Below are 22,103 nucleotides of genomic sequence, written 5' to 3'. Positions count from 1 at the left end.
ATCAATTTAAATTTAATTTATCTGATGGAAATCACCCATCAAATCGCTGCAGGAGCAACTCAAGGCTGCTCCTGCAGGTCGCGGGTCAACGCCCGTTGCTGACGGTCTCCTGCACCCGCTTGGGCTTGTCCAGCGGCAGTTGGTCGAATTCACGCAAGCCGTCCTTGCGGTACGGGTCGCCGATCCAGCGCGGCGCTGCCACGAACTGTGGGCTTACCAGGCTCCTGGCGGGCTGGTAGCGGTCGTAGCTCAAGCCAGCCAGGTCGGACAGGGTATGGATCAGGTGCGAGCTGCTGTAGGGGCGGTTGGCCATTGCCTGCAGGTCGCGAGGGTGTGCGGCCTGCCAGCTTGGCGATGTCCACAGCAGGAACGGAATGGTGTACATCGGCCGGGTCGGGGCGCCTTCGTTGCGCCCCAGGCGGTCGTGGTCGCCGGAGCTGTACACGTCTTCACCATGGTCGGACAGGTACATCAGGAAGCCGTTGGGGCTGCCAGCCGAGTAGCGCTTGATCAGGCTCGACACCACGTAGTCGTTGTAGCGCACGGCGTTGTCGTAGAAGTTGTAGGTTTCCACCTGGTCGGCCGTCAGTTTGCCTGGCACGCCCTGGCTGTCGGTGAAGTGCGCGTAGTCCTTGGGGTAGCGGAAGCGGTAGTCCATGTGCGTGCCCAGCAGGTGGACGATGATGAACTTGTTCGGCGCAGGGTCCTGCAGTGCCTTCTCGAACGGCGCCAGCACCACGTCGTCATACTGGCTGGCATTCTGGTTGCGCTGGTTGTTCAGGTACACCGGCACGTCCGTCTGCTGCGAGAAGGTGGTAAGCATGGTATTGCGCTTGGTCATGGTCTGCTGGTTGGTGATCCAGAAGGTCTTGTAGCCTGCCTGTTTCATCAGGTTGATCAGCGACGGGTCGGTGAGGAAGCGGTCCGGGTCCTGCTGGTCACCGAAGGTGAGGATCTGCTGCATCACTTCGATGGTATACGGGCGCGGCGAAACGACATCGCGGAACACCGTCAGGCCCTTGTCGCCGGCGGCCAGTGCGTCGAGGTTGGGCGTGGTGTCGCGGTTGTAGCCGTACAGGTGCATGTGTTCGCGGGTGGTGGACTCGCCCAGCACCAGCACCAGGGTGCGGGGCGCCGTGCCGCTGCTGTCGCGCAGGTTCTGCAGGGGAGGCAGCGCGGCGTTCTGCGCCAGCAGCTCCTGCATGTTGTCCAGTTGCTGGCGGTACTGCCGGTAGCCGACCAGCAGTTGCCAGGGCACGGCAGGTTCCATGCGCTGCTGCACCTTTTCGGCGGCATCGGCGAAGCTGCGTTCCTGGGTGACCATCTGCTTGTAGAACGGGTACACCAGGTTGGCCACCAGCAACAGCAGCACCACCGGCAGGCGGCTGCGCAGCGGCAGGCTGACCGGGCGCACGCGCTTCCACAGCAGCACGGCTACCAGGGTGTACAGCAGCAGCGCCAGGCCCAGGCCGACGCTGAAATACTGGCTGAAGTACTCCCCGGCTTCGGCGGTGTTGGATTCGAACATCACGAAGATGACGCTTTGCGAGAACTCCTGGCGGTAGATGCCGAAGTAGCTCAGGCCCACCAGCGAAGCGGCCCACAGCACCAGGCCGATGACTGCCGCAGTGGCGCGGGTGAAGCGCGGCAGCAACAGTACCGGCGCCAGCCACAGGCTGCTGAGGAAGAACGCATCGCGAAACCCGGCAAACCCGGTGGTACCACTGAACAGCAGCAACGCCTGGGTAACGCCGGAGAAGTACCAGAAGAACAGCAATAGCCAGCCCAGGCCGGCCCAGTCCACGCGCTTGGGCGCGGAGGGGGATGTAGTGTGTGACACGTATGCCTCGTCGTACCTTGGCGGCCAGCGGACATGCCCGCGGCCGGAAAGGGCGTGACGCTAATCTGTCGAGTGTGAAAATAGCGTCAACGAACGTGGGCGGCGCAGGTATGATGTGTCAGCGAAACCGTATTGACAGGCACCCTGAACCATGAACCGTCGCAAGAAGATCAACCAGCTGTTGAAAGCGCATGCCAAGAAGGCCAGTGCCAAACTGGCGCCGCGCAAGCCCAAGTACATTTGCAAGGCTGACCGTTTGAAGCTGGAGGCTGAGGCGGGGGAGACCGCTGTCGGAGCGAATGGCTGATGGCATCAGGGCTGTCAGCCCTGATGCGATCCCTGTAGGACCCTCACCTGCCAACGAGGCTCCGCAAAACGGCCTCAACCTGCATAAAACACCGGATCAACGGCGATAATACCGGTGCTCGTCATGGTGCCGCTGGTGCAGGGCCCGCTCATGCCGGCGCTCCCAGTCACGGCGCCGTTCCCAGTCGCGCCGGCGCTCCCAATCCCGCCGGGCCTGCTCGCGCCGCCACTGCTCGCGGCGCCAGTCGCCGCGGCGGTCATGCCAGCGGTCGTCATCATGGGCCAGCAGTGTGTCTGGCTGCGCAGCAGCCACACTGGCTACCCGTGACCAGGGGTTGGCAGCAGGCTGCACCGGTGACTGTACGGCCGGGGCCACCGCGACGGGCGCCTTCATTTGTGTTGCCGATGCAGTGCCCATCGCCGCGAACGAGAACAGGCCGAGCAGCATCAACCTAGCGACATGTATTTTCATGAGCGAAGCCCACCTCTGATACCAATTGAGCCATTTGGCCAGCAGGTGCGCAGCGAACCCTGTGTCGCGTTGCGCTACCTTTCTGTGCCTCACAGATAGACCGGCAATCGGGAAAAAGTTCGCTGCAGCAACAACTTGTAGAGAATTGGCGGTTTACATCGCTACGCAAACACCTCACGCAGATGCGCCCTGTAGCTGTCAAACGCGGCGATGGCACCCACCAGCACTTCGGCCTCTTCCTGCTCATCCAGCAGCAGCCCATCCAGCCTGGCAACGAACTCGCGCCAGTGCAGCGCCCGGCCATCCGGGTGCGCTGCCAGGTGGCGGGCGCCGTGGTGCTCATCCAGGCCCAAACGCTGGGTATGCCTGAACAGAAACGCCGCGCCCAGGTTCGAGCCCTCGCTGCAATACAACCAACCCAGCGCCTGGGCCGCACTGGCACAAATCGTTGCGGGCGCTGCCGGCAACGGCAGGCCCAGATCGCGCAGGTCATCCTCGACCGCACTGAAGCGCGACAGCTGCATCAGCCCCGGCAACTGCTGGTTGAGTTGCTCGTCCTGGTACAACGCCAACAGGCTGCCGTGAAAGCGATGCTGCACCTGCAGGAAGCGGCCGTAGCGCGCGCGGTCGTCGAAAGGCCGTGCCGCCATCACCAGTTGGTCGACGCTGTCATGGTCGCGGCTGCTGGCCGCCTTCAGGCGTTTGCAGCGGCCCGGCTCCGTGAGGGGGAAAGGTACAACAGTCATTGGCGTATCCATGGCAACGGGCAGTACGCATATGATGCTTGTCGTCCCTGGCCAGCAGCAAGCACCACGCTATGGCCCTAACAGAAAACCGTGGGCGGGCGGGTGCCGTTGAAATCGGTGGGTTGAATATGAACTGGCAATGATCGGCTTAGCCCCGAACAACCTTGTGCAAACCGTTTGCCCGTACCGGCCTCTTCGGGGATGAACCCGCGAAGAGGCCGGTACGGGGTTTACAAGGCAGCCGCCCCGGCCTTGGCCACCTGGGCATCTTGCTCGGACTTGACCCCGGACACGCCAATCGCTCCCACCACCTGGCCATCCACCCGCAGCGGCACGCCGCCTTCGAGGCTGGTCAGCAACGGTGCAGTGACGAACGCGGTACGCCCGCCATTGACCATTTCCTCGTAATCCCGCGTCTCTTTGCGCCCTAGCGCAGAGGTGCGGGCTTTTTCCACCGCGATGTAGGCGCTGGCCGGCGCGCAGCCGTCCATACGCTCCAGGGCCAGCGGGTGGCCGCCGTCGTCGACCACGGCGATCGTCACGTTCCATTGCCGGGCCCGGGCCTCGGCGCGGGCGGCGGTGAGCACGCGGGCGACTTCGGCCTGGCCGATCACGAACTTGCTATGCATGGGGGTTCTCCGGGTTCAGGGCTGCTTCGACAATTTCGATCCAGTGCCGCACCGGCGTGCGTCCAGCCCCGTCCAGATGGGCCTGGCAGCCAATGTTGGCAGTGGCAATGACATGCGGTTTACCGCTTTCCAGGGCATTCAGGCGGTTGTCGCGCAGCTGCTGTGACAGGTCCGGCTGGGTCAGCGAATAGGTGCCAGCCGAGCCGCAGCACAGGTGCCCGTCCGGCACCTCGGTCAGAGTAAAGCCCAGGCGCGTCAACAGCGCCTCCACTACACCCCCCAGCTTCAGGGCGTGCTGCAGGGTACACGGGCAGTGAAAGGCCAGGCGCTGCTCGGCGCACAGGCTCAATTGCTCGACTGGCTCATCGCGCAATACTTCTACCAGATCGCGTGACAGGGCGCTGACGCGTGCGGCTTTGGCGGCGTAACGCGGGTCCTGCTGCAACAGATGCCCGTAGTCGCGCACGAACGCGCCGCAGCCGCTGGCGGTTTGCACGATAGCCTCGGCACCGGCTTCGATCGCCGGCCACCAGGCGTCGATGTTGCGCCGGGCCCGTTGCAGGCCTTGCTCCTGAGCGTTGAGGTGGTAGTCCACGGCGCCGCAGCAGCCGGCCTGTTGGATCGGCACCACGCTGATGCCCAGGCGGTCGAGCAGGCGTGCAGCGGCGGCGTTGGTGTTGGGCGACAGCGCCGGCTGCACGCAGCCTTCCAGCATCAGCACCTGCCGCGCATGGCGTGGCGCGGGGCGTATGCCGGGCGCGCTGACTCGGCTCGGCAGCTTGCCCTTGAGCGCCGCCGGCAGCAGTGGACGCAGAACCTGGCCGCTGCGGGTCAGGGCCTTGAACAGCGCCGGGCGCGGCACCACCGCGCGCAGGGCCTCACGCAACAGGCGTTGAGTGAATGGGCGGGGTACCTGTTGCTCGACCACTGCGCGGCCGATGTCCAGCAGGTCGTGGTACTTCACCCCGGAAGGGCAGGTGGTTTCGCAGTTGCGACAGGTCAGGCAGCGGTCCAGGTGCAATTGGGTGCTGGCAGTGACCGGCTCGCCTTCGAGCACCTGCTTGATCAGGTAGATGCGCCCACGCGGGCCGTCCAGTTCATCGCCCAGCAACTGGTAGGTAGGGCAGGTGGCGGTGCAGAAGCCACAGTGCACGCAGGCGCGCAGGATGCTCTCGGCTTCGTCGGCGCGGGCCAGGCGTCGGGACGTTTCGCTCAGGTTGGTTTGCATGGTCTGGCCTCACAGGTCCGGGTACAGGCGGCCAGGGTTGAACACCCCCTGGGGGTCGAGCTGCTGCTTGAGGGCGCGGTGGTAGCGCATCAGCGCATCGGGCAGCGGCGGGCTGCTGGCTGGGCCGGGTGTGTAGAGCGTGGCATGGCCGCCCACCTTGTCAATGTCATGGCGGATGTCCCCGGGCGCTGCCGTGGACTTGAGCCAGCGCTGCGCACCCGCCCAGTCGAGCAGTTGCTGGCCCGGCAGGTCCAGATCGCCGGTGGCCACTGGCACCGACAAACGCCAGAGCGGGGCAGGGTCATCGAAAAAGGCGAGGCGCTGTTCGCGCAAGTCACGCCAGAAACCGCCGTCCAGTACCGCGCCGCCCAGGCGCCGCGCTGCCGACTGCACCGAACCTTCGCCGCCTTCCAGGCGCAAGTACAGCGCGTCGCCGTCATGGCAGGCCGCGCTGATCGGCAACGGCTGCTGGCCCCATTCGGCCAGCTCGGCCAGCGCCTGGTGGCGGCCCATGGGCAGGCGCAGGCTCAGGCATTGACGTGGGCGAGGCAGCACCTTCAGCGACACTTCGGTCAGCAGCCCGAGGCAGCCGAAGCTGCCTGCCATCAGCCGCGAAACGTCGTAGCCGGCGACGTTCTTCATCACTTCGCCACCAAAACGCAGCAGCTTGCCGTGGCCGGTGATCACCCGCGTGCCCAGTACATAGTCGCGCACAGACCCCGCCCAGGGCCGACGAGGGCCGGACAACCCGGCCGCGACCATGCCTCCCAGGGTAGCCTCGTGGCCCAGGTGCGGTGGCTCGCACGGCAGCATCTGCCCGGCCTCGTGCAGGGCCGCCTCGATCTCGCGCAGCGGCGTGCCGGCGCGGGCGGTGAGCACCAGCTCGGTCGGGTCGTAGCTGACGATGCCGCGGTGGCTGCGGGTATCGAGCAGTTCGCCGGCCAGCGGGTTGCCGAGCATCGCTTTGCTGTTGCCGCCCTGTATGCGAAGCGGGGTACCCTGGTGCAGTGCCTGATTGACCTGCTCCAGCAGGGCCTGGCTGATGTCGCGGTCCATGCTCATTCAGAAGCGCTCCAGGTCGGGGAAGGGCAGTTGCCCATGGTGGACGTGCATCGCACCGAATTCGGCGCAGCGGTGCAGGGTAGGGATGTTCTTGCCCGGGTTCAGCAGGCCCTGCGGGTCGAAAGCGGCCTTGACTGCGTGGAACAGGGTGATTTCATCGCTGTTGAACTGCGCACACATCTGGTTGATCTTCTCGCGCCCCACGCCGTGCTCGCCGGTGATGCTGCCGCCCACCGCCACGCACAGTTCGAGGATTTTGCCGCCGAGGGCTTCGGCGCGCTCCAGTTCGCCTGGCAGGTTGGCGTCGAACAGGATCAGCGGGTGCATGTTGCCGTCGCCGGCATGGAACACGTTGGCCACGCGCAGGCCGTAATGCGTGGACAGGTCGCTGATGCCCTTGAGCACCCTGGGCAGTTCGCGGCGCGGGATGGTGCCGTCCATGCAGTAGTAGTCCGGGGACATGCGCCCCACCGCCGGGAAGGCGTTCTTGCGCCCGGCCCAGAAGCGCATGCGCTCGGCTTCGTCGCAGGCCAGGCGCACGTCGCTGGCGCCGGCTTGCGCCAGCAACTCGGCGACCCGTGCGCAATCGTCGTGCACATCGGCCTCCACGCCGTCCAGCTCGCACAGCAGGATGGCTGCTGCGTGCACCGGGTAGCCGGCGTGGATGAAGTCTTCGGCGGCGCGGATCGCCAGGTTGTCCATCATCTCCAGGCCGCCAGGGATGATGCCGGCGGCGATGATTTCGGCGACCGCCCGGCCGGCATCCTCGACGCTGTCGAAACTGGCCAGCAGCACCCGTGCCACCTGGGGTTTGGGCAGCAGCCTGACGGTGACTTCGGTAATGATCCCTAGCATGCCTTCGGAACCGGTGAACAGTGCCAGCAGGTCGAAGCCGGGGCTATCCAGGGCATCGCTGCCCAGGGTCAGGCGCTCGCCCTCGATGGTGAGGATGTCGACCTTGAGCAGGTTGTGCACGGTCAGGCCGTACTTCAGGCAGTGCACGCCACCGGCGTTTTCGGCAACGTTGCCGCCGATGGAACAGGCAATTTGCGAGGACGGGTCGGGCGCGTAGTACAGGCCGTGGGGGGCTGCAGCCTGGGAAATCGCCAGGTTGCGCACGCCGGGCTGCACGCGGGCAAAACGGCCCTGCGGGTTGACTTCGAGGATGCGCTTGAAGCGCGCCATCACCAGCAGGATGCCCTTGGCCAGCGGCAGCGCGCCGCCCGACAGGCCAGTGCCGGCACCGCGCGCGACCACCGGCACGCCACGCTGGTGGCAGAGCCTGAGCAAGGCCTGCACCTGTTCCAGGCGCTCGGGCAGCACCACCAGCAGCGGCACCGTGCGGTACGCTGACAGGCCGTCGCATTCGTAGGGTTTGAGGTCTTCCTGGCGGTACAGGATTTCAAGGTCCGGCAGCGCATCGCGCAACGCGTGCAGCAGCGCCGTCTGGTCCACGGCGGGTAGCGCGCCATCGACACGTTCGTCGTACAGGATATTCATCGGCTCACTCGGCAACGGTTTTTGTTGTTGTTGGCAAAGCGGTCACCCTGGCAGCCTGCGTGCGCCGGCGGCATTGGTCGAGAGGCAGAACCAGTGGTCCTACCAGTTCTTCGGCATGGTGCTGGTAATTGATGGGTTTACCGGGCTAGATTGGAAACAGTGGTGCAAGTGGTCCTACCAGTGTGAGGGAGTGCAGTGGGTACTGAAGGCAAGACCAAAGTCGCCGATCAAGTCGCCGAACGAGTCGAGCGGCTGGTCGTGGAAGGCGTGCTCAAGGTCGGCCAGGCACTGCCGTCGGAGCGGCGGCTGGTGGAGAAGCTGGGTTGTTCGCGCTCGGCGTTGCGCGAGGGCCTGCGCATCTTGCGTGGGCGAGGCATCATCGATACCGAGCACGGGCGCGGCTCGTTTGTCGCCGACCTGGCCGGCCACGCGGGCGCGGCGCCGTTGATGCACCTGTTCAACTCGCAGCCGCGCACGTTGTTCGACCTGCTGGAAGTGCGCGCGTTGCTGGAGGCCGAATCGGCCCGGCTGGCGGCGCTGCGCGCCACCGAAGTCGACCGTTTGCTGATCCGCAGGCGCTACGAGGAAATGTTGGCGGCGCATGCTTGCGCAGACGCGCTCGATCCCCGCGAGCATGCCCGCCGCGACCATGCGTTCCATCGGGCAATCAGCGAGGCGTCGCACAACCCGGTGCTGGTGCATACCTTGCAATCGCTCAGCGACCTGACCTTGAGCACGGTGTTTGCCTCGGTCAATAACCTGTACTGCCGGCCGGCGCAGAAGCGCCAGATCGACCGGCAGCATGCGCGGCTGTATCACGCGGTGATGGAGCAGTTGCCCGAACAGGCGCAGCGGGCGGCGCGCGAGCATATCAACGGGATCCGCGACAGCTTGCGCGAGATCGAACAGGAAGAGCAGCGCCTGGTGAGGGCTACCATGCGCATGGATGGTTGGGGGTGATGTTTGCCTGGGCCGACCTCTTCGCGGGTAAACCCGCTCCCACAGGGACCGCGTCGGCCTGAGGGCTGTGGGGGCGGGCCTGCCCGCGAAAGGGCCGGTGCAGGTTTACTCAATGGTCGGCTATGCGGTCATCCTGCGAGAGGATTGCGCGGGCCAGCTCTTCATCGTTGGCCTGCAACCCCGGATGGTCCTTGCGGGCCTGTTCCAGCGCAGACTCCACATAGGCGCCACGGATAGCCCCGCCACTGGCAACAAAGGCAGAGAGCTCGTCACGGGCCGGGATGATCCGTTTGTCGTCCTTGAAGGTCGAGTACAACGAGGCGGAAACACCGGCCGAGGTGGCGACGTCGCCCGCATCGACGCGGGCCAGGGCGGCACCGGCAGGCAGCAGGAGCAGCAGCGCAGGGGCGAGGAGTAGGTGGCGCATGTCGTGTTCTCCAGTAGCGTGAAGCCCAAGGAAATAAACCACTCAGTGAATAAGAGGGTGCAGGAGTGCAGGTAGTTCCCTGGGCCGTGCTGGAGATTGCCGATGCTGCTTTGACTGCGACAGCCCTCTGTAGGAGCGGCCTTGTGTCGCGATGGGTCGCCAAGCGGCCCCCGGCCCCGATCAGGCCAACTGATAAGTGGTCTTGACCCGGGTGAAGAACTGCCGCGCATGCGTACCTTGCTCACGCGATCCCAGGCTAGATGCACCATTGCCGCCAAACGGTACGTGATAATCCACCCCGGCCGTAGGCAAGTTCACCATCACCATCCCCGCCGAACTGTTGCGCTTGAAGTGCTCGGCATGGCGCAGCGACGTGGTGACAATACCGGCGGACAAACCAAACGCTGTGTCTTCAGCCGCAGCGAGCGCTGCCTCATAGTCACCCACCTTGAGCACACTCAGCACCGGCCCGAAGATTTCCTCGCGGTAGATGCGCATGTCCGGGGTGACCTCGGTGAACAGTGCCGGGGTAAAGAAATATGCCCCCGCCTGGTTGTCGATACGCTCGCCGCCACACACCCGCTTCGCACCCTGTTCAAGGCCCGCAGCCACATACGACAGGTTTTGCTCCAGCTGCCGGCTGTCGACCACCGGCCCGATATCTGTGCTGGCCTGCAGTGCATCCCCCACCTTCAGCGCCCGGGTACGTTCGGCCAGGCGCGCGACAAAGGCATCGTGAATGCCTTCGGTCACGATCACCCGCGAGCTGGCGGTGCAGCGTTGGCCGGTGCTGTAGAACGAGCCGTTCAGCGCCACGTCCACTGCCTGCTCCAGGTCGGCATCGTCGAGCACCACCAGCGGGTTCTTGCCGCCCATCTCCAGCTGCACCTTTTTCATCCCTTCGGCGGCCAGGCGAGCGATCTGCCGGCCGGTGTGCTCGGAACCGGTAAAGCTGATGCCATCGACCAGTGGTGAACGAATGATCGTGTCACCCACGCTGCGCCCTGGGCCGATCAGCATGTTGAACACCCCAGCCGGCAAACCGGCCCGGGCGATGATTTCGGCCAGGGCCCAGGCCGAGGAGGGCACCAGTTCGGCGGGTTTGAACACCACGCAGTTGCCAAAGCACAGGGCCGGGGCGATCTTCCACGCCGGGATGGCAATGGGGAAGTTCCAGGGGGCGATGATGCCGACCACGCCCAGCGGCTGGGTGAACACATCGATGCCGACGTCCTGGCGCACCGACTGGTACTTCTCACCTTCAGCGCGCAAGGCTTCCTGGGCGTAGAACTTGAACGAGCGCCCGGCGCGGTCCACTTCGCCCAGGGCTTCGCGAACGATCTTGCCTTCTTCGCGGGCCAGCAGCACGGCGAGCTCTTCACGGCGGGCAAGAATCTCGGTGCCGATAAAATCCAGCGCATCGGCGCGCTGCTGCGGGTTGCTGTGTGCCCAGGCCGGCTGCGCCCGACGCGCAGCAGCGATGGCCTGTTCGGTCAGCCGCTGGTCGGCGCGCTCGAAGCGTTCGACCACTTCACCCGGGTTGGACGGGTTGCGGTTTTCCAGGATGTCGGCGCTGCTGCCGAGCGCAACGAAAGTGCCGTCGACGTAGCTGCTTTTGGTAACGAGGGTCATGCGCTGCGGATCCTTTTGGCAGAAAGCTGGCGGGCGACGAAGTCGCTGATGTTGTCCACGGCGCTGTCCATCAGCTGCTGCATGGCGTCTTCGCTGCTCCAGGCGATATGCGGGTTGAGCAGGAAGTCGTCGCGCTCGATCAGCTGGAACAGCGGGTTGCTTGGGTGCAGCGGCTCGACTTCGACCACGTCCAGTGCCACGCCACCCAGGCGGTCTTGCTGCAGTGCCTGGATCAGCGCCGCTTCGTTGACCACACCACCACGGCCGGTGTTGATCACGAGGGCGTCGGGTTTCATCAGCGCCAGTTGCGGCGCATCGATCAGGTTGTGGGTTTCTGCTGTCAGCGGGCAGTTGATCGACAGCACATCACAGCTTTTCAGCAGTTCGGCCAAAGGCCGGCAGTCGGGACCCTGGCGCTGGCCGCCGCGGTCTTCGAACAGCACCTGCATGCCAAAGGCCCGCGCCAGGTGCGCCAGGCGCAGGGCAATCGGGCCGCTGCCGATGATTGCCAGCTGCTTGCCTCGCACATCGCGGATTCGGTGGTTGAAATAGATGTTCTGGTACGGTTTTTCACCGTCGTGCACCTGGCGCATCAGGCGGGTGAACGCGGCCGGGCGGCGGAACAGTTCGAGGATCATCGCCAGGCTGTGCTCGGCCACGGTATTGGCCGCATAGCCTGGTACGCTCGACACTTCGATGCCGTGGGCCTCGCAGTAGTCGACATCGACGATGTCGCGGCCGGTCAGGGCCAGCGAGATCATCTTCAGCCTGGGCAGCTGGCGCAGGTGCTCTTCGCGCAGCGGCACGCTGCAGGTCAGCGCCACGCTGGCGTTCTGCAGGTGTTCCAGCACCTGGTCGGGGTGGGTGTAGGCGAACTGCTGCCAGCTGTGCTCGCAGTCAGGGCGCTTCAGGCGGGTGGAAGGCGCCAGGCCTTCGTCGTCGAGGAAGACGATATGTTCGCTCACGGTGGTGTCCTTATTTCTTCTGCGCCGGGACGTAACCGGCCGGGGCCATGCCGACCAGCTGGCGGGTGATGAAACCGGCGTCCTGGTCGTGGTCTTCCAGCGACTCCTTGCGCACCAGGGCATCGCGGACCAGATGCGCGCCAAAGAAGCGGAACGGCTCGGGTGGCAGCAGCTTCATCTTTTGGTCGACCAGGCCGCAGTTGGCCCACTCGTCTTTGGCGTGGGTGGCCAGCGACTTGATGATGCGGCTGGCGAATACCGTGGTGGCCACGCCATTGCCGGAGAAGCCGATGCCATAGCTGACCGTCTGGTGTTGGTCGAGGTAGCCGAAGTTGGGCAGGCCTTTCATGGCGCGGTCGATCGGGCCGGTCCAGCTGCTGACCACTGGCACCTCTGCGAGCTGCGGGTACAAGCGGCGCAGTTCGGCGGCCACCTGGTCGGCAGCGGGTGAGGGTTTTTCATACAGGTTGCCGATGCGCCCGGCATAGGCGAACTGGCCCAGCGGCTTGCCGAATACCACGCGGCCGTCCGGGGTGTTGCGCCAGTAGTTGAGCACAGTGCGCGAGTCGGTCATGCATTCACCGCCGCTGAAGCCGATGGCATCGAGCTTGGCCTTGACCGGTGCGGTGGCGACCATGTCGCTGGACATGATCGCGATCATCCGGCGCAGCTCGGGGAACTGCGCGCCCCAGGCATTCAGCGCCAGCACCACGTGGTTGGCCTTCACCTGGCCTTTGGCGGTGTGCACCACCGGGTTTTTGCCACGCTGCAAGTGGGTAAACGGCGATTTCTCGAAAATCTGCACGCCCAGTTTCAGCGCCACGCGGCGCAGGCCGCGCGCCAGCATGGCTGGCTGCACGGTGGCGGCGTTGCGGTCGAAGATGCCGCCCAGCACCAGCGGCGAGCCTACACGGCCGCGGATGGTCTGGCGGTCCAGCTCCTGAAACGGGTTGACGTCGAGCTTCTGCAGGCCGTCGGTGAGCACCCGCCAGGAGTTCATCTGCCGCTGGTTGGTGGCGGTCCACAGCCAGCCGTCCTTGCGGTACTGGGCGTCGATGCCGTGTTCCTGGCAGAAGCTGCCGATCTCGTCGATGGCCGACTCGGCGGTCTCGCAGATGCGCCGGGCCTCCACGTCTCCGCAGATGGTGCGTACCGACAGGTACTTGCCCCACCAGTTGGTGGCCACGCCACCGTTACGCCCGCTGGCACCCGAGCCGCAGCGGTCGCGCTCGACGATGACGACGGTTTTTTCCGGGTGAGCCTGTTTCAGGCGGATGGCCGACCACAGGCCAAGGAAACCACCGCCGACAATGCACACGTCGGCTTGAATCGAGTCCTGCAGGGCAGGGGCCAGGTCGTTGTCCAGGTCAAGCGCCTGGGCATACCAGAATCCACGGTACATGAGGGTGCCTCTGAGCATGTTTGTCTTGTGTCTACATGATGCTCAGCGGGCTGGCAGGGCCGATATTACAGTCATGACAATTGATAGAACGACGCCGCCTTTTGTCATGGATTTCCTATTTGTGGGGATGCATATGATATGACGGACGCAGGGCGCGCTTTAGAATGGCGCTATTGCGGATGTCATGAGGCTTACGTCCATGGTTGCTGAACTACAAATGGAACAGCGCACACAACCGGCGCCAGCGGCCGTCATCGCCGCCCAGGTCAAGCCCGAATTGCGCGTGGGCTTCGTGCTGATGAACCACTTCACCCTGGTGCCGGTGGCCGGGCTGGTGGATTCGCTGCGCTTTGCCGCCGACAAGTCGTTCCGCAGCCAGCAGGTGTTCTGCCAGTGGGACTGGATGACCCTTGACGACCAGCCGATCACCGCCAGCTGCGGCATGCCGATTTCACCGACCAAGCCGCTGAACCTGTTCGCCCAGTACGACTACATCGTGCTGGCTGGCGGCCTGCTGGAAGAAACACGTAACCCGCCGGCATGGTTGCTGGATGCGCTGCGCGAGGTGCATGCGGCCAATATCCCGATCATTGCCCTGTGTTCGGGCTCGTTCGTGCTGGGCAAGGCCGGGCTGCTCGATGGCCGCCGCTGCGCGTTGCACTTCACCTTGCGTGACGAGTTCAGGGAGCGCTTCCCGCTGGCCACGGCGGTGATCGACAAGAGCTATGTGGACGACCGCGGCATCATCACCTGCCCGGGCGGCACCGCCATCGACCTGGCGGCCAACCTGATCCGCAGGCATTGCGGCGCGGTGCGGGCGCAGAAGGGCCTTGAGTACCTGCTGGTGGATGAGCGCGCCGACGAGCAGGAGGGCAAGCCGGCCGGTGACAGTGTGTACCAGAACGACCGCGTGCAGCGGGCGATCAGCTTCATGCGCGCCAACCTCGATGCGTCGATGACGCTCAAGGCCGTGGCCGAAGCAGTGGGCACACACCCCCGGCAGTTGCACCGCGAGTTCGTCGCCAACACCCAGGAGCCGCCTGCCAACTACTGGCGCAAGCTGCGCCTGGACCATGCCCGGCGGTTGCTGGTGAATACCAGCCAGAACATCACCACCATTGCCCTGGCGTGCGGGTTTTCCGATGCTTCGCACTTCATCTTGTGGTTCCGCAAGCAGTATGGCGAGACGCCTTACAGCTTCCGCAAGCGGCGCCATGAAGTGGAGCGGTTTGACTGGCATGGCGACAAGGTGGGGCTGGACCCGGAGTTGTAAGCACCTGGATGGCGTCGACTTGAAACCCTGCACGGTCTCTGCAGCAGCAGCCTTGTGCTGCGAAGAAGGCGATACTGCCGAAGCAGGTCGGTTGCCGACTGCCCTCTTCGCAGCACAGGCTGCTCCTGCAGGATCCCGCGATAGCTTGATTGCGCAGGAGATTCAGCGCTGGCCGAAGGCCTGGATCTCGATGCGGTACTCCGGCGCCGCCAAGGCGGCGCCGACGCAGGCTCTGACAGGTGGCTGGTCACCGACCCAGGCGTCATACACCGCGTTCATCGCCGCAAACTCGCTCATGTCGGCCAGCCAGATCTGCACCCGGGTCAGGTTGCCCTTGCCCGCGCCGATCTGCGTCAGCCACTGCTCCAGCTGGGCCAGCACGCAGCGGGTCTGCGCGGCGATGTCACCCGGTTGCAGGGCGACGATGCCCGAGGTTTCGATACGGTTGCCCACCAGCACCATCTGGCTGGCGCGCGGGCCGGGGTTGATGCGTTCGATCATTCGACTGCCTCCTCAGAACAGCACGTAGGTCTTGCGCAGGGTTTCGCGAATGTCCCACACACCCTCGCAGTTTTCCGGGAACAGCACGGCGTCCCCGGCGCGCAGTTCCACCGGCTCGCCACCGTCGGGGGTGAAGGTGCAGCAGCCGCTGATGATATGGCTGAACTCACGGTTTTTCAGGTGTCGGCGGAACACTCCCGGGCTGCTTTCCCACACGCCGATGCTGGCGCCGACAGCTTCGTCGGTCTGGTCCTGGGCGGTGGCCGCCTGGGCAACGGGTTCGCCGATGGGCAGGCGGGCAGGGGCCGGTGCACCCAAGGTGGTGGCGGCTGCATTGCGGACAACGGTAAGGACTTGGCTCATGAAATGGCTCCTTCAGGCTTTACGAGCGACGGGGTTGGTGGTGGATGACCGAGTACCGCTGCCAGCACCCAGGGCGGCGGCCTGCTGCAGGTCGAGCTTGCTGGTCTCGGGAGCCAGCCACCATGAGATCAGTGCGCCGAACAGCGAAATCAGCGCGGCGGCGAACATGGTGTTGGCGACCCCATAACTGGCAAGGGAGATCGGCACCAGGTAGGTCCCCACGGCGGCGCCGATGCGCGACAGCGAGGTGGCCAGGCCAACGGCCGAGGCACGGATCTCGGTGGGGAACAGTTCGTTGGGGTATACGTATTCGAGCACCTGGGCACCCCCGATCAGCACCGCATAGGCGCCGAACAGCACCAGCACGGTAGTAGGCGAGGCGTCCGGGAACGCGCCCAGCATCACCAGCGACATGCCCGACCAGAGGAAACTGTGGATCAGCATCTTGCGCCGGCCCAGGCGGTTGATCAGCCGGGTCGCCAGCAAGCAGCCCAGGGTGAACAGCAAAGTGATGACGATCGAGCCGTAGGCCGCCCAGTCCCCGGTCAGTTGCAGCGCCTGCAAGACCTTGGGGGCAAACGAGTAGATCGCGAACAGCGGGACGATGGCGCAGGTCCAGAACAAAGTCACGAACGCCATGCGCTTGCCATAGCCGGAGTGGAACAGCGACCACACCGACACCGGCTTGTCGCTGACCTGCTCCGGCAGGTCGGCCACGCCATAGTCCGGGCCGTAGACTCTCTTGATCACGGCATCGGCCTCGGCAGTGCGGCCTTTGCTCAACAGCCAGCGGGGCGACTCGGGGGTGCCGCTGCGCGCCACCAGGAACAACGCACCGGGGATCAGGGCACTGGCCAGTACATAGCGCCAGCCGTCCTCGCCACCCACGCGCAGCAGCAGTTCGCCCACCATGTAGGCCACGGCAGCACCCGCGAACCACATCAGCACCATGGCCGCAAGCAACGGCCCGCGCTGCTTGCGTGGCAAAAATTCAGCCAGCAGCGAGGTGGCGATGGGGTAGTCGGCACCGACGGCGATACCGATCAGCAGGCGCCAGGCGAACAACGCCCAGGCCGACTCGACCCAGAACTGCGCTACCGAAAAGCCGACAATGGCGATCAGGTCGACCAGGTAGAGCACTTTGCGCCCGTACTTGTCGGTGAACCAGCCACCGAGAAAACCACCCAGGAAAACCCCGATCAGCGCCGAGGCGGCGATCAGGCCCTCCCAGAAGGCCGACAGTTGCAAGGCGTTGGTGATCTGCAGCATGGCCACGCCGATAATGCTCAGCACATAGCCGTCGAGGAACGGGCCGCCGGCGGAGTAGACGGTGAGCTTGCGGTGGAAGGCATTAAGCGGGGCATCTTCTACAGAGCGTTTGGAAGTGGTCATTTGACTTGCCTCTTGTTGTTATTCACGCGTCAGCGCGGCGGCACTATGGCACCGGGGTTGCGGGGCTCCATATAACGGCTGGGACGAGTCATGGGATGCGCTGGCGAGGTGTGCCGAGGGCTTATGCAAGTTGTCCGGGATGTTCTAGAGGGGAGGGCGGTGGCTTTTCTATGGTGGGCTTGCCCGCGAAGCAGGCGCTGAAGATCCCCCAGAACAAACACAAGAACCCGGGATCCGTTCATGACCCGTCTTCCCTTGCAATCCCTCGACGGCGACCACTACGACGTGGTGGTCATCGGCGCTGGCGCAGTCGGTTGCGCCGCTGCCCGGCAACTGGCCGCGCGCTACCCGCTGTGGCAGATCCCGTTTCGCCCGTTCGACATGTGGCAGCGCCTGCGCTACACCCGCCAAGTGATGCGCTGCCGCGCCGAACTGGTCGAGGACATGCCCGACCACCTCACCAGACACCGCTTCCACGGGTGGCTGGAAGGGGCCACTGGCCTACCGGCGCCACAGCGTGCAGCAGGTTGCCAGCGCGGCAGGATGAGCTGAAGCATTTCGAGGACGATACGGCGCGGGTGTATCGCCAGCTGTAAAGCGGCTCAAGGATCAGCCTTGGGGCTGCGCAGCGCCGCGCGGGCGGCGCTGGACCTCACCGGCCCGGCAAACCAGCCTCACTCATGGCCCTGCACCCCGGCAATATGCCGCCCGGCTACATAGCCAAAGGTAAGCGCCGGCCCCAGGTTGATCCCCCCCGACGGATACCACCCGCCAAACACGCTGGCCATGTCGGTACCGGCCGCATACAGGCCCGGAATCGGCTGATCCGCCTGGTCCAGCACCCGGGCACTGCCATCGGTGCGCAGCCCGGCAAAGGTACCAAAGCAGCCAGGCTTCACCTTCACCGCATAGAATGGCCCATGCTCGATGGGCGCAACGCAAGGGTTAGGGCCCTTGTGGCCGGGGTCGCCCTGCTTGCGGTTGAACGGCGTGGAACCACGGCCAAACGCCGGGTCCTGCCCGTTGCGGGCATGGCCGTTGAAGTTGTTGACCGTAACGCGCAACCCGGCAGCATCGATACCACAAGCTTCAGCCAAGGCTTCGAGCGTGGCGCCTTGCTTGAGGTAGCCGCTGCGTACGTGCGGCCACACCGGCAGTGGCGCCGGGCGGGCATGGCCCAGACCGTAGCGGCGCAGAAAGCGGTGGTCGCAGATCAGCCAGGAGCACACTTCCTCCCCCTGCGGCACCGCCGCGACCATCGCCGAGACATAGTCGTAGTAACCATGCGCTTCGTTGACGAAACGCTTGCCGTTGGCCAGCACCCCGATGATGCCTGGTTTGCCGCGTTCGATGATGTGCGGAAAGTGGCCGACGCTGCCATCGCGGTACGGCACCTGCGATACCGGCGCCCAGGCCACCGCCGATTTCAGGTCGGTAGCCACCACGCCACCGGCCGACTCGCCCAGGCGCAAGCCATCGCCTGAGCAGCCCTTGGGCGGCAGGGCCAGGTTGTCATGGCCGCTGGCATCGCGCGGGAACAACTGCTGGCGCCGGGCGTTGTCGTTGGGGAAACCGCCTGCCGCCAGTACCACGGCCTTGGCGCGGATCAGCTGCTCGCCGTGCGCTGTGGTCACCCACGCGCCGCGTACCTGGCCGTCCTCGACCAGCAGGTGTCTGGCCGGCGCCGACTCCCGCAGCTGCACCCCCAGGTCCTGTGCCGACTTGGCCAGGCGCGCCACCAGCGCCACGCCGTTGACCAGGTGCATCGCCCGGCGGTATCGGGCCAGGTGGTAAAGATGGCAAGCGAAGCGTTTGCACACGTGCAGCAGGGCCTTGGGTGAGCGGGTCATGTTGAGGAACGCCGCCAGGTCGGCACCGGCCATGATCGGCATGCCCATGAACGAGGTTTCGCGCATCGTCCTGCGCAGGCGCGGCAGCAACTCACCGACTTCACGGGCGTCATAGGGCGCCGCGATCACCTGGTGCCCGCCCTGGGCCGCGCCAGGCGTGTCGCCATGCATATCCGGGATGCCATTGCCGTCGGCAAACTGCAGCGCCGTGTGCTTTTCGAAAAACGCCACCATGTGCGGGCAGGCTTCAAGGAAGGCATCGACGCGCTCTGCGTTGTAACCGGCGCCCAATTCATTGCGCAGGTAAGTCCGTGGCTGCTCGATGTCTTCCTCGATGCCGGCCCTGCGCGCCAGCGGGTTGCGCGGCACCCAGGCCCAGCCGCCGGACCACGCGGTGGCGCCGCCGAATACCGGCTCCTTCTCCACCACGATCACCTTCTGCCCATGCCAGGCTGCCGTTACGGCCGCTGCCAGCCCGGCGGCACCTGAGCCTATGACCAGTACATCGCATTCGGTTTCGACGGGGGTGGAAGGCATTGCGTAATCCCTCTTTTATTATTGGAACGTGATTCCATATTCTCTATGCGGGGCCAGCTGACTTTCAAGGTCAGGTTGCTGGAACCGGGTGAGTAATGGGCGATCACCGGACATTTAACGGGGTCTGGGCTGCAGGGCTATCTGTGATGTGGAATCATCTTCTAGAATCCAAAAAAACTTCAGGGACCTGTGTCATGGCTGGCAGTCAGATCGAACGCGCCTTCAGTCTTGTAGAAAGCCTTACCGGCGAACCGCAAGGGTTGCCGCTGCAAACCCTGGCCGAGCGCCTGGATATCCCCAAAAGCGCTGCACACCGCATGCTTGCCGAGCTGATACGGCTGGGTTATGTGCGCCAGAACCGTGACAACAGCCGCTACCAGTTGTCGGCCAAGCTGGTGGCCCAGGGCTTCCGTTACCTGGCCAGCAGTGGTGCCGACATCATCCAGCCAATTCTCGACCGCCTGGCCCAGGACAGCGGCGAACTGGTGCGGCTTGGCGTGATCGATGGCGCTCGCCAGACCTGGATCGCCAAGTCCCAGGGCGCCCGTTCCGGGCTGCGTTACGACCCGGACATGGGCCGCGACGCCCCGCTGTTCTATACCGCTTCGGGGCATGCCTGGCTGGCCAGCCTGGACGATGAACAGGCCGTGCAGATGGTGCTGCGCCAGGGCATTGCCGACCCTGCGCAGTTCGGCCCGAATGCGCCGCGCTCCACCGATGATCTGCTTGCCTACCTGCAGGGCGCCCGCGAACGTGGCTATGCCTGGGTCGAACAGACCTCGGCCATCGGCACCTCGGCCTTGGCCGCCGTGGTACGCCGCCCGCAAAGTGACGAGGTCATCGGCGTGCTGAGCATCGCCGGGCCCAGTGCGCGCCTGGCGCCAGGCCGCCTGGCAGAGCTGGCGCCGCTGTTGCTGGCAGCCGCGCAAGAGCTTTCGGCGGCCAGCCTGGCCAGTGAGCTGTTTGCCTGATAACGCATTTCCGGTCGATTACCGCACAATCTGCTCTACGGCTTCTTCTGAAAAGCTGAACTTGGTTCTAAATTGTCAAATGTGAATTGTGGAACAGCGTTTCATAAATTTCTCGACAACAAAGACAAGAGGACAGGCTGTTGAACGCACCCCTTCGTATTGCCTTGATCGGCGCCGGCATCATGGGCCGCCAGCATTACCGGCACTTGCTCAATGTGCCGCAGGCCCAGCTCTGTGCGGTGGCCGATCCGGGCCCGCAGGCCGAGGCCTTCGCCGCCGAATGCGGCGTGCCCTGTTTTGCCGACCACCGCCAGATGCTGGAGCGCGTGCGCCCCGAGGCGGTGATCGTCGCCAACCCGAACAACCTGCATGTCGCCACCGCGCTGGATTGCGTCGAAGCCGGCGTACCGGTGCTGGTGGAAAAGCCTGTGGGTGTGCATCTGGATGAAATCCGAGCCTTGGTAGAGGCGTCGCGTCGCCGGGCTGTGCCGGTGCTGGTGGGCCACCACCGCCGCCATAACCCGCTGATCGCCAAGGCGCACCAGGTGATCACCGACGGCAAACTGGGCCGGCTGATCAACGTCACCGCGCTGTGGCAGCTGCAAAAACCCGACAGCTACTTTGAAACCCCTTGGCGCCGCGAACCGGGGGCGGGTTTTTTGCTGACCAACCTGATCCATGACCTCGACCTGCTGCGCCACCTGTGCGGCGAGGTGGTACAGGTGCAGGCGTTCACCCGCAACGATGTACGCGGTTTTGCCAATGAAGACAGCGCCGCCGTGCTGCTGCAGTTTGCCAATGGTGCGCTGGGCAGCCTGACCGGCTCCGACGCGGTGGCCGCGCCCTGGAGTTGGGAGCTGGATTCGGGGGAGAGCCCGATATACCCACGCCAGGACGGCCAACCTTGCTACCTGCTGGCCGGCACCGAGGGTTCTCTGAGCATTCCCCAGCTCAAGCGCTGGCACTACGCCGAAGCTGGCGCGGGTTGGCACACGCCGTTGTTGCAAAGTGAGGAGCGCGTCCCTGCGGGCGAAGCCTTGACCTTGCAGTTGCAACACTTCGTGCGCGTGGCCCGTGGTGAACAGGCACCGCTGATCGATGCCGCCGATGGCGGCCGCACGCTGGCGCTGATCGAAGCAATTCGCCAGGCCGCGCAAAGCGGTCGGGCCTGCGCGCCTGAACACATTGCCTGACCCGACCTCCCTGTTTTCTGGTGACGATAATGACTGATCGAATTTTCTCCCTGGCCGCCTTGACGGTGCTTGAGCTTTCCCCGCCTGACATGATCGAGGCGGCGGCCCGCGCCGGTTACAGCCATGTCGGCCTACGCCTGGTGCCGGCCACCGAACAGGAGCAGCACTTCCCGCTGGTCGCCGATGCCGACCTGCGCCGGAAGACCCAGGCGCGCCTGCGCGACACCGGCATCAAGGTGCTCGACCTGGAGATCCTGCGCCTGAAGCCGGAAACCTGTGTAGCCGATTTCGAGCCGATCCTGGCGGTGGGTGCCGAGCTGGGTGGCAGCGAATTGCTGGTGGCGGGCAACGACCCGGACGAAGCACGTTTGACTGAACGCTTTGCCGTGTTGTGCGACCTGGCGGCGGGTTATGGTATTCATCCGCACCTGGAGTTCATGCCCTGGACCGACGTGCCTGACTTGCGCCAGGCCATGCGGGTAGTGACCAACGCCGACCGAGCCAATGGCTGCGTGCTGGTGGATGCCTTCCACGTCAACCGTTCTCGCTCGTCGCTGGACGACCTGCTGCAGCTGGCGCCGCAGCGCATGCGCTATGCTCAGCTGTGCGACGTCGCCGGTCCGGTACCGGCCGACATGGACGAGATCCTGCGCCAGGCCCGCAACGAGCGGCGCTTCCCGGGCGAGGGCGATGCCGACCTGGTCGGCCTGCTGCGGGCATTGCCGGCCAGCGTGCCGCTGAGCCTGGAAATCCCTACGCGGCAGTTGCTGGAGCAGGGTATCAGCGGTGAGCAGCGTGCGCGCATGGCGCTGGAGAAGGCCATGGCGGTGTTGGCCTTGGTCTGAAAAGGTTGG

At 65.0% G+C, this 22,103-nt stretch carries 22 protein-coding genes; 7 read left to right on the top strand and 15 right to left on the bottom strand.

Annotated features, from left to right (window positions below; translation table 11 throughout):
* Window positions 1-85: 85 nt before the first annotated feature.
* On the bottom strand, window positions 86-1,840 hold the full coding sequence (locus AC5O5R_RS16675; RefSeq protein ID WP_172231763.1) for a phosphoethanolamine transferase CptA: 1,755 nt from the start codon (window positions 1,838-1,840) through the stop codon (window positions 86-88).
* A 151-nt stretch (window positions 1,841-1,991) separates the two neighbouring features.
* Here AC5O5R_RS16675 and AC5O5R_RS16670 point away from each other — a divergent pair, with 151 nt between their 5' ends.
* Window positions 1,992-2,147, top strand: coding sequence for a DUF2986 domain-containing protein (locus AC5O5R_RS16670; RefSeq protein WP_172231760.1), 156 nt, complete (start codon window positions 1,992-1,994; stop codon window positions 2,145-2,147).
* 96 nt (window positions 2,148-2,243) lie between these two features.
* Here the strand turns inward: AC5O5R_RS16670 and AC5O5R_RS16665 are convergent, their stop codons facing one another.
* The 6 genes from AC5O5R_RS16665 to glcD all read right to left on the bottom strand — a co-directional run bounded on the left by AC5O5R_RS16665 (window position 2,244) and on the right by glcD (window position 7,783).
* Complete coding sequence (locus AC5O5R_RS16665) at window positions 2,244-2,594, bottom strand: hypothetical protein (protein WP_172230174.1); 351 nt, start codon at window positions 2,592-2,594, stop codon at window positions 2,244-2,246.
* A 185-nt stretch (window positions 2,595-2,779) separates the two neighbouring features.
* Window positions 2,780-3,364 carry a biliverdin-producing heme oxygenase gene (locus AC5O5R_RS16660; protein ID WP_172230172.1) on the bottom strand — a complete coding sequence of 195 codons (585 nt, stop codon included), beginning with the start codon at window positions 3,362-3,364 and terminating at the stop codon, window positions 2,780-2,782.
* Between the two features lie 230 nt (window positions 3,365-3,594).
* Window positions 3,595-3,993, bottom strand: coding sequence for a heme-binding protein (locus tag AC5O5R_RS16655; protein ID WP_172230170.1), 399 nt, complete (start codon window positions 3,991-3,993; stop codon window positions 3,595-3,597).
* Window positions 3,986-5,221, bottom strand: coding sequence for a glycolate oxidase subunit GlcF (gene glcF / locus AC5O5R_RS16650; RefSeq protein ID WP_172230168.1), 1,236 nt, complete (start codon window positions 5,219-5,221; stop codon window positions 3,986-3,988). Before glcF ends, AC5O5R_RS16655 begins: the two co-directional genes overlap by 8 nt.
* Window positions 5,222-5,230: 9 nt before the next feature.
* Window positions 5,231-6,283: a glycolate oxidase subunit GlcE gene (gene glcE / locus AC5O5R_RS16645; RefSeq protein WP_172230166.1), complete on the bottom strand. Its 1,053-nt coding sequence runs from the start codon at window positions 6,281-6,283 to the stop codon at window positions 5,231-5,233.
* Window positions 6,284-7,783, bottom strand: coding sequence for a glycolate oxidase subunit GlcD (gene glcD, locus AC5O5R_RS16640; RefSeq protein ID WP_172230164.1), 1,500 nt, complete (start codon window positions 7,781-7,783; stop codon window positions 6,284-6,286).
* Window positions 7,784-7,978: 195 nt separating this feature from the next.
* On the opposite strand from glcD, the gene glcC reads away from it, so the two are divergent.
* Window positions 7,979-8,743: a transcriptional regulator GlcC gene (gene glcC, locus AC5O5R_RS16635; RefSeq protein WP_172230162.1), complete on the top strand. Its 765-nt coding sequence runs from the start codon at window positions 7,979-7,981 to the stop codon at window positions 8,741-8,743.
* Window positions 8,744-8,852: 109 nt separating this feature from the next.
* On the opposite strand, the gene AC5O5R_RS16630 is transcribed toward glcC, so the two are convergent.
* The 4 genes from AC5O5R_RS16630 to AC5O5R_RS16615 form a co-directional block, all read right to left on the bottom strand.
* A complete protein-coding gene (locus AC5O5R_RS16630; RefSeq protein WP_016487609.1) occupies window positions 8,853-9,170 on the bottom strand; it encodes a DUF2388 domain-containing protein in 318 nt (105 codons plus the stop codon).
* Between the two features lie 180 nt (window positions 9,171-9,350).
* Window positions 9,351-10,802, bottom strand: coding sequence for an aldehyde dehydrogenase family protein (locus AC5O5R_RS16625; RefSeq protein WP_172233049.1), 1,452 nt, complete (start codon window positions 10,800-10,802; stop codon window positions 9,351-9,353).
* Complete coding sequence (locus AC5O5R_RS16620) at window positions 10,799-11,767, bottom strand: NAD(P)-dependent oxidoreductase (protein WP_494514539.1); 969 nt, start codon at window positions 11,765-11,767, stop codon at window positions 10,799-10,801. Before AC5O5R_RS16620 ends, AC5O5R_RS16625 begins: the two co-directional genes overlap by 4 nt.
* A gap of 10 nt (window positions 11,768-11,777) precedes the next feature.
* Window positions 11,778-13,169 carry an NAD(P)/FAD-dependent oxidoreductase gene (locus AC5O5R_RS16615; RefSeq protein ID WP_172228440.1) on the bottom strand — a complete coding sequence of 464 codons (1,392 nt, stop codon included), beginning with the start codon at window positions 13,167-13,169 and terminating at the stop codon, window positions 11,778-11,780.
* Window positions 13,170-13,368: 199 nt separating this feature from the next.
* Between AC5O5R_RS16615 and AC5O5R_RS16610 the strand changes: the two genes are divergently transcribed.
* The gene (locus AC5O5R_RS16610) at window positions 13,369-14,442 is read left to right on the top strand and encodes a GlxA family transcriptional regulator (protein WP_172228438.1); all 1,074 of its coding nucleotides are present in this window, start codon (window positions 13,369-13,371) and stop codon (window positions 14,440-14,442) included.
* A 162-nt stretch (window positions 14,443-14,604) separates the two neighbouring features.
* On the opposite strand, the gene AC5O5R_RS16605 is transcribed toward AC5O5R_RS16610, so the two are convergent.
* Genes AC5O5R_RS16605 through AC5O5R_RS16595 form a run of 3 tightly spaced genes read right to left on the bottom strand, consistent with a single transcriptional unit; the run spans window position 14,605 to window position 16,698 of the window.
* On the bottom strand, window positions 14,605-14,943 hold the full coding sequence (locus AC5O5R_RS16605) for a RidA family protein (RefSeq protein WP_172228436.1): 339 nt from the start codon (window positions 14,941-14,943) through the stop codon (window positions 14,605-14,607).
* A gap of 12 nt (window positions 14,944-14,955) precedes the next feature.
* On the bottom strand, window positions 14,956-15,306 hold the full coding sequence (locus tag AC5O5R_RS16600; protein ID WP_172228434.1) for a cupin domain-containing protein: 351 nt from the start codon (window positions 15,304-15,306) through the stop codon (window positions 14,956-14,958).
* 12 nt (window positions 15,307-15,318) lie between these two features.
* Complete coding sequence (locus tag AC5O5R_RS16595; RefSeq protein ID WP_172228432.1) at window positions 15,319-16,698, bottom strand: MFS transporter; 1,380 nt, start codon at window positions 16,696-16,698, stop codon at window positions 15,319-15,321.
* A 240-nt stretch (window positions 16,699-16,938) separates the two neighbouring features.
* On the opposite strand from AC5O5R_RS16595, the gene AC5O5R_RS16590 reads away from it, so the two are divergent.
* A complete protein-coding gene (locus tag AC5O5R_RS16590) occupies window positions 16,939-17,250 on the top strand; it encodes a hypothetical protein (RefSeq protein WP_172228424.1) in 312 nt (103 codons plus the stop codon).
* Between the two features lie 122 nt (window positions 17,251-17,372).
* Here the strand turns inward: AC5O5R_RS16590 and AC5O5R_RS16585 are convergent, their stop codons facing one another.
* Window positions 17,373-19,085: an FAD-dependent oxidoreductase gene (locus AC5O5R_RS16585; protein WP_172228430.1), complete on the bottom strand. Its 1,713-nt coding sequence runs from the start codon at window positions 19,083-19,085 to the stop codon at window positions 17,373-17,375.
* 194 nt (window positions 19,086-19,279) lie between these two features.
* On the opposite strand from AC5O5R_RS16585, the gene AC5O5R_RS16580 reads away from it, so the two are divergent.
* The 3 genes from AC5O5R_RS16580 (at window position 19,280) to AC5O5R_RS16570 (ending at window position 22,094) form a co-directional block, all read left to right on the top strand.
* Window positions 19,280-20,056 carry an IclR family transcriptional regulator gene (locus AC5O5R_RS16580; RefSeq protein WP_172228428.1) on the top strand — a complete coding sequence of 259 codons (777 nt, stop codon included), beginning with the start codon at window positions 19,280-19,282 and terminating at the stop codon, window positions 20,054-20,056.
* 140 nt (window positions 20,057-20,196) lie between these two features.
* Window positions 20,197-21,249, top strand: coding sequence for a Gfo/Idh/MocA family protein (locus AC5O5R_RS16575; protein WP_172228426.1), 1,053 nt, complete (start codon window positions 20,197-20,199; stop codon window positions 21,247-21,249).
* Between the two features lie 29 nt (window positions 21,250-21,278).
* Window positions 21,279-22,094: a sugar phosphate isomerase/epimerase family protein gene (locus AC5O5R_RS16570; RefSeq protein ID WP_494511195.1), complete on the top strand. Its 816-nt coding sequence runs from the start codon at window positions 21,279-21,281 to the stop codon at window positions 22,092-22,094.
* Window positions 22,095-22,103 lie beyond the last annotated feature (9 nt).

The sequence above is a fragment of the Pseudomonas sp. 8_5_2 genome (assembly GCF_059295255.1).
Note: the sequence above shows the minus strand (reverse complement) of the source record. Positions and strands in the feature narration are given on the sequence as shown.